13 protein-coding genes are annotated in these 15,696 nt (G+C 37.0%); 7 read left to right on the forward strand and 6 right to left on the reverse strand.

The genetic code is table 11. The features are described from left to right. The first annotated feature begins 7 nt into the window (after positions 1-7). The 3 genes from EWM59_RS02425 (at position 8) to EWM59_RS02435 (ending at position 2,841) form a co-directional block, all read left to right on the forward strand. On the forward strand, positions 8-913 hold the full coding sequence (locus EWM59_RS02425) for a helix-turn-helix domain-containing protein (protein ID WP_130019362.1): 906 nt from the start codon (positions 8-10) through the stop codon (positions 911-913). Positions 914-1,006: 93 nt separating this feature from the next. Further along, complete coding sequence (locus EWM59_RS02430; RefSeq protein WP_130019363.1) at positions 1,007-1,846, forward strand: SDR family oxidoreductase; 840 nt, start codon at positions 1,007-1,009, stop codon at positions 1,844-1,846. 113 nt (positions 1,847-1,959) lie between these two features. Then, positions 1,960-2,841 (forward strand): phosphatase domain-containing protein, encoded by an 882-nt coding sequence (locus EWM59_RS02435; RefSeq protein ID WP_130019364.1) that lies wholly within the window; start codon positions 1,960-1,962, stop codon positions 2,839-2,841. An 11-nt stretch (positions 2,842-2,852) separates the two neighbouring features. Here the strand turns inward: EWM59_RS02435 and EWM59_RS02440 are convergent, their stop codons facing one another. Next, complete coding sequence (locus tag EWM59_RS02440; protein WP_130019365.1) at positions 2,853-4,814, reverse strand: M1 family aminopeptidase; 1,962 nt, start codon at positions 4,812-4,814, stop codon at positions 2,853-2,855. A gap of 11 nt (positions 4,815-4,825) precedes the next feature. Further along, positions 4,826-7,096 (reverse strand): TonB-dependent receptor, encoded by a 2,271-nt coding sequence (locus EWM59_RS02445; RefSeq protein WP_229239263.1) that lies wholly within the window; start codon positions 7,094-7,096, stop codon positions 4,826-4,828. A gap of 177 nt (positions 7,097-7,273) precedes the next feature. On the opposite strand from EWM59_RS02445, the gene EWM59_RS02450 reads away from it, so the two are divergent. Continuing rightward, positions 7,274-7,912 carry a hypothetical protein gene (locus EWM59_RS02450; RefSeq protein ID WP_130019367.1) on the forward strand — a complete coding sequence of 213 codons (639 nt, stop codon included), beginning with the start codon at positions 7,274-7,276 and terminating at the stop codon, positions 7,910-7,912. Here the strand turns inward: EWM59_RS02450 and EWM59_RS02455 are convergent. Continuing rightward, positions 7,909-8,625: a head GIN domain-containing protein gene (locus EWM59_RS02455; protein WP_130019368.1), complete on the reverse strand. Its 717-nt coding sequence runs from the start codon at positions 8,623-8,625 to the stop codon at positions 7,909-7,911. The two genes, EWM59_RS02450 and EWM59_RS02455, sit on opposite strands and share 4 nt — an antisense overlap. Positions 8,626-8,882: 257 nt before the next feature. Here EWM59_RS02455 and EWM59_RS02460 point away from each other — a divergent pair, with 257 nt between their 5' ends. The 3 genes from EWM59_RS02460 (at position 8,883) to EWM59_RS02470 (ending at position 12,553) form a co-directional block, all read left to right on the forward strand. Then, positions 8,883-9,485: an RNA polymerase sigma-70 factor gene (locus EWM59_RS02460; RefSeq protein WP_130019369.1), complete on the forward strand. Its 603-nt coding sequence runs from the start codon at positions 8,883-8,885 to the stop codon at positions 9,483-9,485. Positions 9,486-9,512: 27 nt separating this feature from the next. Continuing rightward, positions 9,513-10,526 carry a FecR family protein gene (locus EWM59_RS02465; protein ID WP_130019370.1) on the forward strand — a complete coding sequence of 338 codons (1,014 nt, stop codon included), beginning with the start codon at positions 9,513-9,515 and terminating at the stop codon, positions 10,524-10,526. Between the two features lie 92 nt (positions 10,527-10,618). Next, a complete protein-coding gene (locus EWM59_RS02470) occupies positions 10,619-12,553 on the forward strand; it encodes an STN and carboxypeptidase regulatory-like domain-containing protein (protein WP_130019371.1) in 1,935 nt (644 codons plus the stop codon). A 44-nt stretch (positions 12,554-12,597) separates the two neighbouring features. Here EWM59_RS02470 and EWM59_RS02475 read toward each other — a convergent pair whose 3' ends face one another. The 3 genes from EWM59_RS02475 to EWM59_RS02485 form a co-directional block, all read right to left on the reverse strand. Beyond that, the gene (locus EWM59_RS02475; RefSeq protein WP_130019372.1) at positions 12,598-13,380 is read right to left on the reverse strand and encodes a DUF3575 domain-containing protein; all 783 of its coding nucleotides are present in this window, start codon (positions 13,378-13,380) and stop codon (positions 12,598-12,600) included. A gap of 44 nt (positions 13,381-13,424) precedes the next feature. Next, complete coding sequence (locus tag EWM59_RS02480; RefSeq protein WP_310587824.1) at positions 13,425-13,604, reverse strand: hypothetical protein; 180 nt, start codon at positions 13,602-13,604, stop codon at positions 13,425-13,427. 98 nt (positions 13,605-13,702) lie between these two features. Next, the gene (locus EWM59_RS02485; RefSeq protein WP_130019374.1) at positions 13,703-15,685 is read right to left on the reverse strand and encodes an SGNH/GDSL hydrolase family protein; all 1,983 of its coding nucleotides are present in this window, start codon (positions 15,683-15,685) and stop codon (positions 13,703-13,705) included. Positions 15,686-15,696 lie beyond the last annotated feature (11 nt).

The following is a 15,696-nucleotide window of genomic DNA, read 5'->3' on the forward strand; positions in this document are numbered from 1 at the left end:
TTAAAAAATGAATAAAACAGAGACCATCAGAGATTTTTATCAGATCAAGGTAAATAGCATACCGGATAATTTAGATAAAGAAATAGGACATTTCAATGTATTTAAGTTAGAAGATTTTTTGCCTCAATATAGCAGGGAGATTCCCTATAGCCGTAAAGACTTTTTTAAAATCAGTCTTATTATCGGTAAAAACAGGGCGAATTATGCTGATAAAACAATTGAAATTGATAAGCAGGCTATATTATTTGCAAACCCGCAGATTCCTTATAACTGGGAATATCTGGGAGAAGAGCAATCAGGATATTTTTGTGTTTTTACCGAAGCCTTTTTTAATCAGTTCGGGAAGATTAAAGACTATCCGGTTTTTAAGCCAGGAGGTAATCCTATCTATTTTTTAAGTGATGAGGATTTAGTTAGGGTTAAAGGAATCTTCTTACGAATAATGGATGAGATTAAGACCGATTATCTATATAAGTATGACTTAATCAGGGCGCTTGTCATAGAGTTGATTCATACTGCCCAGAAAATGCAACCTGCAACTGTGGTGCAATCGAACCACAATGCGCATACTCGTATTTCGGCGATTTTTCTGGAGTTACTGGAAAGACAATTTCCGATTGAATCCTTACAACAGCAGGTTAATTTCCGTGCGCCTGTCGATTATGCCAATCAACTGTCATTACATGTAAATTACCTGAACAGAGTTATTAAAGAGACTACAGGCAAAACTACTTCCCAAGTAATAGGTGAGCGCATTGCACAGGAAGCAAAGACCTTGCTAAAGCATAGTGATTGGAATATTGCAGAAATTGGATATAGTCTTGGATTTGAAGAACCCCCTCATTTTATCAATTTTTTCAAAAAGTACACTCAGATTTCGCCTAAATCTTTTCGTGCAGCACAGGTAGTTTGATTTTCGCAATTATGGGTTTGTTTGTTGTAATAATTGAGACCTGCCTCAAGCCTAATTTTGTGTCATCAATTAATTTAAAAATTAAATAAAAAAATGGACACAAAGAAAGTTTGGTTTGTAACAGGCTCTTCAAAAGGTTTGGGGCTTGAATTGATAAAAAAATTGTTAAATGAAGGGTATAAGGTAGCAGCTACTTCAAGAAACATCAGTGAATTAAAGGAAGAAATTGGGGAAAATATTCCAGATTTCTTGCCACTACAAGTGGATTTGGTAAATGAAGAAAGTGTAGTTAAAGCCGTCACTGAAACTATTAACACGTTTGGCGAAATACATGTTGTTGTAAACAACGCAGGATATGGACAATTAGGAACTCTGGAAGAATTGAGTGATGAAGAAGCTCGGAAAAACTTTGATATTAATGTTTTTGGTTCTTTGAATGTTATTCGTCTCATTATGCCTCACTTTAGGGAAAAGAGATCTGGGCATATCTTTAATATTTCCTCAATTGGTGGTTTTACTGGTGGTTTTCCCGGATGGGGTATTTATTGCGCAACAAAGTTTGCCGTGGCAGGTTTTACAGAGGCATTGGCAGTTGAGGCAAAATCTCTTGGCATCACGGCAACAATTGTCTATCCGGGTTATTTTCGTACCAACTTTCTTTTGAAAGGTTCTTTATGTTTGCCACAAAAGCCTATCGCAGCCTATAAAGAGGCAAGAGAATTAGAGGCATTACACGAAAATCAAATAGTAGGTAATCAACCGGGCGACCCAGAAAAAGCAGCAAGTGTACTCATAGAAGTCTCAAAAAATGATAATCCTCCATTACATTTATTCTTGGGCAAGGATGCTTACGGTATGGCCAAAGCAAAATTAGAAATGATTCACAATGAATTAAATATAAACGAAGTGTTGGGTACTTCAACTGATTTTTAGCCATATTCTTAGATTAGAAATAGCATAATTATGACGGCTAAATGAAGTTTATCGACTGGTATATTTCTTTTAGCCGTTCTAAAGGTATCCAACGCTAAGAAAATACAAACAAAATGAAAACTGTATTAATATTGCGTGGATTGCCGGCAAGTGGGAAGTCCACTTTTGCCCGAAATTTATTAGAGGAAAAAAGAGGCATGTGGAAACGGCTGAATAAAGATGAGCTACGTGCTATGTTGGATAATTCGCATCATACCACATATAATGAGAAGTTTGTAGAAAAAGTACGGGATATAATGCTGGTAGAAGCCTTGAAAGCCGGACATCATGTAGTGATTGATGATACTAATTTATCAGACCGTCCGGTAGAGCGCATTACGCAAGTAGTAGAAAAATATAGAAAAGATACAGGCGAAGAGGTAAGAATTGAGATTAAAGAGATGATGACCTCATTAGAAGAGTCATTGGCAAGAGATGAAGTAAGAGAGAAAAAAGTAGGTAAGGAGGTGATTATGAAAATGTATAGACAACACGTATTGAAAGATGAGCGAGGGCCACATTATCAGGCTCAAGATGATACTTTGCCACCGGCGATTTTATGTGATTTAGATGGTACACTGGCTATTTTACATGCCCGAAGCCCCTATGATGCTGAACGTTGCGAGACTGATTTGTTAAATAAGCCTGTGGCAGACATTGTTCAGACTTACTACCAGTTAGGTACAAAAGTGATTTTTATGTCTGGTAGAGAAGAAAAGGCCAGAAAGCAAACCATTAACTGGTTGGAATGTAATGGTATTAATTATGATGCTTTATATATGCGAGCTACGGGAGATTCACGTAAGGATTCAGTAGTTAAAAAAGAACTCTATGAAACCCACGTGAAAGGTAAGTATTATGTAAAATTTGTTTTAGACGACCGTAACCAAGTGGTTGACTTATGGCGTTTAGATTTAGGGCTACCGTGTCTGCAAGTAAACTATGGTGATTTTTAGTGAGGTAGTATTTACCTCACTACTAAAACTTTGGCTAACGAATACTTGCCAAAACCTATGCGAACAATATAATTGCCAACAGGTAGGTCATCTATTTTAATTGTTCTTTTATAACTGGCCGCACTCAGCTTTTCTTCCGGCAGTTCTTTTACTTTTCTGCCCGCTACATCAAAAACCGAAATCTGAGCGGAAGTATTCTGTTTTAAGGTAAAATCAATTAATACCTCACTGGTAGTTGGGTTAGGTGATATTTGCCAGTCTATCAATTGACTTACAGGTTCTTTTCCGGTAAGTGATATTTTTACTTCAGTAGCCTCTTTCAGAACCTTGTTCTCAGGGTCAAAAACTACCTGATTTATAGTGCCCTTGATATTAGGAATTTCAATATCCTGCGTTGCCTTATCAATAAAAACAGATGTAGTGGTTTCGCCCTGTGAAGTAATAATTTTTATGTCAACAGGCATTGAAAAATATTCAGGATTAGTATTTTTGGTTTGGGTAACTTTAAGAGTTACAGTTGATGACCCATCTGCAGCTGTGGCAGTTGTCCATCCATAACTATATCTTGGATAACTCTCGCCATAAATCCATTCTTTGAAAAAATAATCAAGATTCAGGCCTGTGGTTTGTTCGGCTACTTTCTGAAAATCCTCAGTAGTTGCAGAGTTATAGGCCACAGATGAAACAAGATAGTTCTGAAGGGTTTTAAAGAATTTTTCGTCGCCTACTATGCCTCGCAGCATGTGCAGTACAACGCTTCCTTTGGCATAACTACGGTTAAAACCAAAGATTTCGTTTTCGCTATTAATGTTTTTTACAAAAAGACTACCTGCAGCTCTTCTGGCGAAAACCATATTGCTGTTCATCGTTGTATTGTAGGCATTTTTCCCTCCGACAGCTTCGGCATAAACAGCTTCACTAAAGGTAGCGAACCCTTCATTAAGCCAGATATGCTCCCAACTTTTGCAGGTGATTTTATCGCCAAACCATTGATGCGCCAATTCATGGGCTACAAGACTACTCTCAAAATTGCCCATCGAACTGCAAGTCTGGTGTTCCATGCCTCCACCAAAACCACATTGTGCATGCCCGTATTTTTCTTTAATAAATGGATATTGCCCGTATTTATCAGAGAAAAGTTTAAGCATAAACGGGGTTTGGTCTAACTGATTCCTTACGTTCGCAGAGAAGTTTTCGGGGTAAATGTAGTGGGTTACCACCATAGAATCAGTCGCACTATACTTATAATAATTCTTATATTCGGTGTAGTTGGTAGCGGCAATTGAAATCAGATAATGTGCAATCGGATAGTGGTTTTTCCATTGATAAGTTCTTGTACCATTAGTATTATCTAAGGTTTTTGTCAAAGTACCGTTAGATACTGACACAAATTCTTTGGGCATTGTAACCCATACATCAGATGAGTCTGCTTTATCTGCCGGAGTGTCTTTGCATGGAAACCAGTCAGGTGCTCCATAAGGCTCGCTTAATGTCCATACAATTGGAGATGTGGCATGAGAGCCAAAAGTAAAACTGCCAAATGATGAAGCAACCGGATTGCCCTGATAATAGATAATCAGGGTAAGAACTTGATTTTGCGTATAAGACTTGTCAAAAGTGATATTCACTTTGGCTGTCTCCTGGTTGTAAGTTAATTTTTTTGTACCCAACTTAATGGAGTCAACTTTCAGGGTATTTTTAAGGTCTAAAAAACAACCCGAAATAGTTGAATTTGCTTTAAGACTAATAGTAGCTTCGCCTTTCAGGTATCTTTGGGCATAAGAAATATCCAGATTTAATTTATAATACCCTATGTCTATTTTATCATCGCCAGGATATGCCATTTCAGCATAACGGGCATTTCGGGCAAATGTGCTTTGTTTAGATAATGAACAACTCATGCCACCTTTTTCCTGCGCCAGCCCTGACAGAGGTAATACTAAAAATATAAAATACAAAAATGGATTTCTCATGTGTTTTGTTATCAAAATTCCCAACGATAGCTAAGAATTGGAATTAAGCCTAATTGATATTGTTTAATGACTTTTTTCTGTAAAATATCATAATAACTATAAGCTGTATTTTTATAACCTGCAATATTCTGTATATCTAAAGCCAAAGTACGTGAATATCTTTCTTTTGATTTTTTGAGATAAATACGAAAATCAGGTCTGAAATAGTCGGGTTGTTTGACAGTAAATGCCTCAGTAACTTTATAAATAGCTCTGCCCGCCTGCTGAGATGCCTGTTCATCAATAGGTGTTTCATAGAAACCTCCTAACCAGATGATTCTGATGCTTGTTCCCAGTATCCGGTTTTTACTATATTCCCATTCTTTACCTGTTGTTAAATTAAAAATATGTTTACCGTTATAACGGGTATTTCTTTTTACACCATCGCCACCTACATATGAAGAATTAAAATAAGTACCATTTACTAACGCATAAAACCCATTGGCCAGGTATTGCTGATACGTAATTTCTATACCATAATTCTGACCTGTACCTTTGTTTTGTAATGGTTCATCTATAAAGCCTTCAACCAGATTTAAGGTAGAAAAACCTGGTTCAACTTTTTGCGTTACCAGTGGAGAAGCAGTAATAACAGGTACATTAAATATTTTCTGGTAATATAATTCTGTCTTGAAATAAGAACCACGTTTGAAAAAATACTGGTGGCTTAACACATAATGATGTGCTTTAGTAAAGTCGAGCGCAATATTGGGGGTATTTTGTGCTAATGTGCTATAAGCAAAATAAACCTGTGGTAGCTGTAACTGACTGTGCAAACCATAAGCAAAACTAATTGATTGATTATTTGTAAGCTGATAACCCACAGAAACTCGGGGTTCAACTGACTGGGATTTGCTGACTGTATAATTGAGGTAATGTAAACCAATGTTTGCAGTTAGCTTGGAAACAGGTGTAAATTGCCAGTTAATATAGGGTTGAAGTACAAGACCTCGGCCTTCACCCTTAGCCGATTGTTCGCTTGCTACTGAATAAATACCATCAGACTGATGGGTGATAAATGCACCTACTTTTAATAAATTTCTGGTGTTAATTTTATATCCAAGTGAACTGGTAAAAGAGATTCTACCTTTATAAACGCTATCAGATTGGGTTAAATATCTTTGAAAATTACTTTTACTCAGGACATAACCTTTACGGACACTTTCTAAGCCAGAGCCTACGAGTGTAGTTCTCCATAGTAATTTATCTCCAATATTGATACTATGAGTGGCACCTAAGGCTCCCATTTTGTTGGTATAATTTATATCAAAACCATCTTTTTGTACTTCCCATAGGGTTGTATCACGTTGTCCGGCAAAGTAATTACTGCTTAGTCCGGCCATACCAAATACTGTAAAAGTGCCCGATTTTTTAGAGGGCAACGATATATTGAACGACAAATCCTGAAAAGTAATGTCTTCTCCGCCAAAAGTTACTCCCAATAAGCCTAATAAACCTGTAAAAGAGTATCTGTAGTTGACCAGATAACTGCCATTTTTCTTTGAGTTGCTAAGAGGGCCTTCTGCTGCCAAATCAATACCTATCAAGCCTGCCTGAGCCGTAAACTCATGCCGCTGATTATTGCCCTTTCTTAAACGCATATCCATTACACCTGAAAGCGCATTGCCATATTCTGCCGGAAAAGCTCCTGTAAGAAAGTTCATGTTTCCTAATAACTGTGCTGATAGAATATTTACTCCTCCCGAATTCTGGGTGATTCGGTCACTGAAAGTACCGGCATTACTTAAATGGTTGGGGTTTACAATCTCTACTCCCTCTAAACGCCATTGCATGCTGTTGGGCGAATTACCTCGGATAATCATGCCATTAGCCTGATCATTTGAATTCGCAACTCCCGCATAAGCTGATGCTAAACGGGCAGGGTCGAGATAGGTACCGGGGTAGCGGAATATCTGCTCGGTTGTAATAGAATGAATACTTGTCAGTGAACCTGTAAGGTTATTAGATGGAGCCTTAACAATGGCTTCTCCTAATTGTTTGGTAGCTTCCTGCAGACGAATTTCGAGTACTACTTCTTTGCCTGACTCAACCAATATTTCTGAAATAACCTGGGTTTCAAAACCTATTGAACTAATTTCAAGCTGATGACGACCAACCGGAACTTTTTCGAGCCGGAAGTATCCGTTATCGTCAGTCTGAGCTCCTTGAGTAGTATTTTTTAAAATAATATTTGCTCCGGCAAGTGGTTTTTCGTTATTTGTATCAATGATTCTGCCGCGCACTGTCTGGGTAGTTTGTGCAGAGAGACTAACGTAAAAAAAGAATGTAAGTAGTGATAAGGTAAATTTTTTTAACATCTGCTTTGAGACTTGGGAATTTTCTGAATGACCTGAAATTATTCTTTAATATTAAACATTTTTGATTAGCAAAAGTTTATTAGTTTAGTTAAAACTACCTCTATGATACTAAGTAAGTTTGAAGTGAAATTCTATCAGCAACTGGAGGAGTTTTTCCAGGAGCATGACTTCAATCTGCACATAGATAACAAGCAATTTCGCAAAGCTACGCAAAACGGATTTCAGAATGTAATATTTTCTATTTCAGAAACACAAAAAGAATTCTGGATTGAAGTGAATTTTGGAGTACGGTATGAATTTATTGAGCAATTAGCCCAACAGTTTCTCAATAATGCCAGAGGGAACAGGTCTTCAGCCAATACGCTTGTGATTAGTTTCGGTAAGTTTCAGAATCTTAAATACTTCAGATTCAAGGTAACAGATGAACAAGAGTTATATAAGATTTTAGAAGAGATTAAAAGTTTTTTCAAACTCCGGGGGTTCAGGTTCTTAGAAGAAGCGGCTTGTTTAGAAAAAATCAACGATCTGATTAATGATATGCCTACCAAGCCTTGCAGGTATTTGTATAATCAGATTCATCGGTGCTTTAAAGGTGTAATTGCCGCAAAACTGACAGATAACCATAGTTTTACGACAATTACAAATATTTACCGACACTTTTTATTAAAAAACGGTTCAGACGAAGAGTTACTGAACTATGAACGCCTGGTTAGTTTTCTTCATTTTTATAGTCCGAATTAATCTTTCTCCACTTTACTGCTGCCTGATAAATTAGAGTTCACCTGAGGATTCCCACGGTATCTCACTTTACTTGCTCCACTTGCTCTTACGTTTAGCTGCCCACTTACATTTACCCTGCCGCTACTTGCACCAGATACATCAAGCGTTGCTTTTTCTACAACCGTATCGAAGGCATTTAATTTAGAAGCACCTGATAAATCTATTTCCATTTCTTTGCCGCTTCCTTCTATGTCTAATTCTGAGGCACCTGATAAATCAATTTCATAAAACCTTGCTTTTGCTGATAGGGTAGCTCTTGAAGAACCGGATAAATCAATTTCTAATTCATCAAGGTTATCGAAACCCTCAATGTAGGAAGTAGATGCTCCTGAAAAATCAATTTCTTTCACCGTAGGCATCTCAATGTCAATTTCCATACGATAACGCCTGACACGCCAGTTGGCATAATAGATTTTTAACTCACCATTATTTACTTTTACAATCAAATCATCAATATCACGGCTATCACCATTGGCTTGTATTTTGAAATCGTTACCTTGTTTTACATTGATATGAAAGGCATTACCCATTTCTAATTTATCGAAATTCCGTAAATTAAAAGTTTTATCTTCCGGATTACGAGGTTCGATTCCTTGTTGCAAAAGTCCACATGAGCTAATACTGAAGGCTACTATTATAATAGCTACTGCACTGTTTAATCTTAAGTTTTTCATAATCGTTTTTGTTTGTATTTGTGTGTATGACAAACGAAAAAAGCTGAACCCCTATTCGACAAACCTATTTTTTTGAAAATTTTTCTCACCTCTCAAAATTCAGAATATTTTATTATGGGTTATTAAAAAAAATTACTGAAAGTAAATGGGGGTATGGGCTTGTTGAGTTGTCACATAAAAAAATCCGTTTATCAAATTCCACTATCGAACTTTGCATAGAAAAAGCTATGTTTGCATAAACTTTCAAATTTTATTCGGTGCAATTATCGGAGCAAGAAATAGTTGGTGCAATCAGGCAGGGGAATGAACGTATTTTCGAGACAATTTTTCGGAAATACTATCAGAGCTTATGCAATTATGCCAATTCTATGCTGAAAGAGATGGACGAAGCTGAAGAAATTGTACAGAACTTATTTTCTGGTATCTGGGAGAAAAGAGCAGAGTTAGAAATAAGTATATCATTGAAATCTTATTTGTACAGGGCTGTTCATAATCATTGTCTGAACAGAATTAAGCACCTGAAAATAAGAGAAGAATATCAGCAATACGCCAGCAACTACCACGAAAACTCTTATGAGTCGGTAGGGCAATCGGTCATGAAAAATGAATTAGAGAGACGAATTGAGGAAGCAATTGAGAAGTTACCTGAGCAATGTCGCCTGATTTTCAGACTGAGCCGTTTTGAAGAATTAAAATACCATGAGATTGCCGAAAAATTGGGTATTTCGCCTAAAACGGTAGAAAACCAAATTGGAAAAGCATTAAAGATTCTGAGAACAGATTTAGCAGAGTATCTGCCACTGATTGTCTTACTGATAGATGGATTGGTAAGCGTAAGAAACGATTACTGGTATATTTGAATAGCCTGACAGATAAAAATACTAAACTTGAATACGAATAATTCTGATAACAACGAAGACCTTTTAGGCAAATTTCTGGCACAGGAAACTGATGTACAAGAGAATGCCTTGGTTGAAAAATGGCTTCAGGAAAATGAAGGAAATCAGAAAGAGTTAGATGATTATGCTTTTATCTGGGATAAAACCAATCAGTTAAAAGAGCAATTTTCACAAACTGTAGATACAGATGCAGCCTGGTTGAAAGTGAAGTCAAAAATGGATTCAATTAGTGAAACCAAGGTTGTTTCGATGCCAATTGCGCCCAAGAAAAACAAATTTTTTACCTTAGGTGTTGCGGCAAGCATTAGTGTTCTTCTGACCGTAGGTATATTATTCTATTTATTCAAAAATTCGGCTCCTGAACTTATTTCGTTAAAAACTACACATAATACTTTAGAACAAACCCTGCCCGACGGATCGGTAGTATTTTTAAACGCAAATACCACCATAACCTATCCCGAGAACTTTAAGGGTGATATGCGTGAAGTTAATTTAACTGGCGAAGCATTTTTTGACATCAAAAGAGATGAAACAAAAGCTTTTTTGATTCATGCCAATGGGTCTGATGTTAAGGTATTGGGAACTTCGTTTAACGTGCGGGCTTATAATAAAAATGTAGAAGTAAGTGTAGAAACCGGAAAAGTACAATTTAAAAATAAGTCTAAGGCTACGCTATTAGTGGCAGGTGAAAAAGCGGCTTTTGAAGCTGAAAAAGATACTATTAAAAAGCAGGTGTTAATTGATAAAAATGCTTTTGCCTATAAAACAAAAATATTTGTTTTTGAAAACTCAAGCCTTGAACATGTAGCTAAAGTATTGGAAGAGGGGTATCATGTAAATATTTCCTTAAAAAATAATCGTATTAAAGCGTGTCGCCTGACTACCAGATTTGATAATGAAACTCTTCCTGATGCATTGAATATCATTGCCGAAACGCTGAATCTGACTCTGAGCTCAAAAGGAGAGAAATATGTATTGGATGGTGAGGGTTGTGCTGAATAATCCACACCTATTTACAGAATTAATAGTTGAAAAAATAAATTTTTATAGGGGAAAAAGTGTTGTGAGGTGTCATAGCTTCAAAAAAGTAATTTATGAAAAAGCTATTAACGTTTATTTTTTTATTACATCTTTCCCAGTCTTTTGCTCAGAACATACCTCCACTTGAAAGGATTATTACCATAAGAATCAATAATGTAAAATTAGATAATGCACTTAAAAACATTTCAGGTGCAGGCAATTTCAGTTTTTCTTATAACCCTAACGAAATTGACATTAATAAGCGTGTTACGGTTTCTGTTCAGAACCAATCTGTAAGAGAAGTACTGACTATGATTTTTGGTAATACGGCTACCTTCAGAAATAAGGGTAACTATATTATTCTCAAAAAAAATGACGAAGAGCCGAAAAAGGATTTTTTCGTGATGGGCTACGTTTCAGACGGGGAAACGGGCTTGAAAATTGAAAAAGCCAGTGTGTACGAGCCTATTACACTTGCTTCTGCCGTCACTAACCAATATGGGTATTACCGCCTGAAAATTCCTGTTACACTCTCAAATATAAGCATACAGGTACGCAAACAAAATTATCATAATGAAGAATTGACGGTTAAAAGTAAAGCCAATACAACATTGAATGTGATGCTTTTGCCAATTAAACCAATACAGGTTTCGGCAAAAAAACTGGAACCAATTGCTATTAAAACCGATACATTACCCCTGAAAAAAATAGATAGTATAGTACCTCTAAAAATTGCACCATTGGTTTTAGCCAAAAAAGATTCAACTGTTGAAGTGTCAACAAAGTTAGACTATCAGGATTACTGGAATGAAACTAAAGACAGGCTGCTCACAGCTCAAAGACACATAACCGACTGGTTAATAACAACCAGACAGAATATTCACTTGAACAATATCGGAGATACAATTTATCGTCCGGTACAAGTATCTTTTCTGCCATTTGTTGGTACTAATCATTACCTGAGTGGGAATGTAATCAATGATTATTCTTTGAATGTTATTGCTGGATACTCTTTAGGGGTAAGAAAACTTGAAATAGGTGGCTTTTTGAACCTGGTGAGGGGTAAAGTAGGTGGAATACAGGCCGCAGGATTTGCCAATCTGGTAGGGGAGAGTGTAAAAGGAATACAGGCCGGAGGGTTCGCCAATGTGGTGGGGAAAAGTGTTTATGGAGTACAGGGAGCAGGGTTTGGCAATTTGGTTTTCAGGAGTTTTAGTGGGGTACAAGGAGCCGGTTTTGCTAATATGGTGTTACATAGTACCAGAAATGCAGTGCAAGGGGCAGGATTTGGCAATATAGTATTAGGCAATGGAAGCGGTGTTCAGGCTGCAGGTTTTGGTAATGTGGTAGGTGGTAATTTTGATGGTGTACAAGCCTCAGGATTTTTTAATTATGTAGGTGAAAACTTCAAAGGTATGCAGGTAGGGGTTATAAATATTGCCACTCGGGTTAATGGTGGGCTACAGATAGGAGTATTAAACTTTGCAGAAGAATCTAATTCAATTCCTATAGGTTTGGCGAGCTTTGTAAAAAGGGGAGGGTATCGCCGTTTTGAATTAAGTACTGATGAAGTGAATCTGGCGAATGTTACCTTTAAAACAGGTGTTAAACGATTCTATAATATTTTTACTGCTGGATATAGTTTTGGTGAATTTAATAAACCTTTATTCAGTTTTGGCTATGGGTTGGGTACCGCTTGGCGATTAAACAGAACATTCTGGCTGAATTTTGATATTGTAAGTTCTCGCTTGCAGAATGATGTCTATGATTGGGAACTCAACCAGTTGATTCGTGGTAGTTTAGGATTAGAGGTACATCTTACGCCTCGCATAGCCTTATTTGTAGCACCTACCATTAATTTTCATGCCACACAAGAATCAGAGATTAATTTAGGGCAGTTCAGTAGATTTAAGTTCTATGAGCAAGAGGGGAGATATTTTGGCGAAAGAGCTTCTTTATCTTCATGGATCGGTTATCAGGCCGGAATCAGAATTTGTAATCTGAATTGAAAGTGTAAAATAAGTGCCTTGAATTTTCAAGGCACTTGCCATTTTTAGAATCTATATCCAATATTAAATCCAAGCCCTCTAAGATTGAGTAGTTTCAGATTACGGGCGTTTTCTACTCTAACACCTGATTTATCAACATCTAATGCCAGATATTGCTCGTTAATTTTAAATGTATCAATGATTTTTGCTCTTAAGTCTTTAATAAACTGTTCGTCGTAGCCTTCCAGGTCTTGTTTAGATTCGCCAAAAATGGTTACTTTTCCATAGTGCCCACCGATAATAAACCAATCGAAAGTAAACCGATTTCCTAAACGAAACTGCTTGCCAAGCATTAAACCTCCTGAATATGTTTTAATCTGTGTATCTACAGGCAGTTCAACTCTGGCCATTACTCCACGGTATTCCATGTCTACAAATACAGGTGCTTTCCCAAAATAGCTGTTATACCTGCCAAAAACAGCAATGTATGTGCCGATAGGTGCAGACTTGTTTTTACCCAGATAAAAACGAAACTCAGGTGTCAGGTTAAATGTACCAACTGTCGCTTCACCTTTTTTTACATTCGCCAGACTTATGTAATCTATTCTACTGTCGGCTGCATCAATGTATCTTTCTACTGTTCTGGCAAAAGGCACTCGTTTTACCGGCCTGTAACCTGCCCCTAAAGTAAGACTTATCTTCTTGCCCAATACTTTTTCGTATTGCAGAGAGTAAGTACCCAGAGTAAGTGCTGAAAGATTGAGTTTCAGTACACTTGTCGGAGATTCCTGAGAGAAACATAAAAATGAAAAACAAACATAAAAGGCTGTAATGGAAGTAGTTTTCACCGGATTTTTTAAGTAAGGTTAATACAATAAATAAAGAAAGCGGATTAATTAAGATTATCGTCTTTGGTGGACTGATAGAATGAGTTAATGGTTGCCATTTCTTTAATTAAAAAGGTTTGCAATTGCTCATTAAATTCTTTTTTATCCTCGTCAGACAAAGATTCATACAGGTCTTTTAATTCCTGATTGATAGAAGCTTTTTCAGCTTCTGACGAAGAGTTCATAGCCCTTATATGATATGATTTAAGGTTAAAATCTTTCATTGATTATTTTTAATCTCTCTTATTAAACACAATATTGTTCATTTAATTGCAAAGAAAGTTTATTTTTCAGTAGAATTAACTAAAAAATAAACTATCCTACAGGCATTGCCTTTACTTTGAGGGTTTTTACTGCTACTTACTTTTAATTGAAGCGTATGTTTTTTGTCGGTAAGACCTGCGGCAAACAATTTGTACCAGGGTAAATGCAAAAAGTGACTCCATTGAGTATATAAATCCATGGTTTTATAGAGGCCACCATCAATGCGATACAAAACTTGTCCGGCATCCGGCCCTGAAACTAATCCTATCCCTATGGCATTGCCTGTAAAAGTCAGAGATAAAGCGGCATCTGAGGAAGTTGCTTCAAGAACAGGGCAATTAACAAAACCTTCGCGTGTTCCGATTCCATCAGATGGTTGCCACTTTTCAATTATTTTCCATCCCTGCTGTATTTTTGCCTCATGAATAGCGATATATTTACCACCTTCAAAATTCTTAGGCTCTAACGGTTTGGTTAATTGAATACTTTCTGATAAAACTACGTTAACTGGTAGAAAGTTTTTGTAGGCTTCATGCAAAAGGAATTTCATGCTTTGGTAATAAATTTCCTGACCAAAAGGTGAGGGGTGTAAATCTTTAAAATCATACTCCCAACTGAATTCTCTAGCAGCTAATCGGTCAGCTATTTCTTTGGCCAGATTAATAGAAGGCAACTGGTAATGGTTAGCTACTGCCTCATGATTCATAATTTCCAACGGAATAAACCCTTTTTGATAATCTGCCGTTTTATCAGGATCAGCAAAAGACATTAAAACTATATCTATTGCAGGATTACTTTTTTTGGCATGGCGTATAATTCCTTCCAAAGCTCTTATTTGGGTCAGACTGTCGGTTTCGTTGGTGTGGTCGTTTACAGCGGCTTCAACAAATAATAAATCTGGTTTACCTTTCCTGAGAACATCTTGTTCAAAACGAAAAGCATGAGGCAGGCTCCCCAATGAGGGTATTCCGGCATTAATAAATGTAAAAGACTTTTCAGGGAATCTCTCTTGCAGATATTTGCTTACTTTATCTCTCCACCCTTTATTGTGCGTAATAGAACCGCCTAAATAAGTTACTGTGATAGTTTGTTTCTGCTGTAAAGTCTGGTAGAAGTGCGAAAGCCCAGCTCGTAGCTGTACATAATCAGCTTTGGGCAATGGCTGTATAACAGGTGTAGAATGTTGAATCACGAAATCAGCCCACCACTCAGGGTGTTCGATTGGAAAATGATGCCCTTCTAAAGTTTGTGGGCCACGACTCATGCTATATACGTAAGCAGTACCACCCAACTTCTGGTATCTTTCTACTAAGGGGAATGTATTTTCTTCTACTGGGACTAATTTATCTTTTAACCCTATAATATGTAGAAGAGGTACTTTATGTGCCGCTAAGCCTTCTAAATGGTCTAAAGGATTATCGTCGTAGGCTAATGCTTTTTCTTCCGTAAAGCTATATACTTCTAATAACTGCTTCCATTCCTGCTCGTTTCGTTTGCTTTTTCCTTTGCCTCCCGGCCAACTTTTAAAATCACAAACGGGTGTTTCGGTATAAATGCAACTGACTTTTTCAGGGTTGCGTTTTGCCCAGGCATATACATATAACGCTCCACGGCTTATGCCTTCTAAAGCCACTTTAGGAGCAAAAGAAAGGTTTTTAGTGAGATACTTATAAAAATCATCCCATTTCAGCATGGCTTGTGGGTCTCCGTATCGGTTGTCAGTATTGATATAGGCAACATGAAAGCCTTTTTCTAAAAGGATGCTATCCATATCAATATGCCAGTCGGCGAAATAGGCACGCCATATCCACGGACTACCGGGCATAGGCTTATTAGGCTTTACATAGTGAGCAGGAGTACCATCTAACAGAAAACTGACTTTCTGAAACCCGTGCCAGTTTTCTGTTTTCTGTGAGGTGATATTCTGAGCAAAAAGCGAGAAACTTATTTGAGTAATTAAAATAAGTTGTATTACCCAGTTAAAAGAATAGCGGTTTAGCATAAATATTTAAG

The sequence above is a fragment of the Emticicia agri genome, assembly GCF_004168285.1.
Lineage (GTDB): Bacteria > Bacteroidota > Bacteroidia > Cytophagales > Spirosomataceae > Emticicia > Emticicia agri.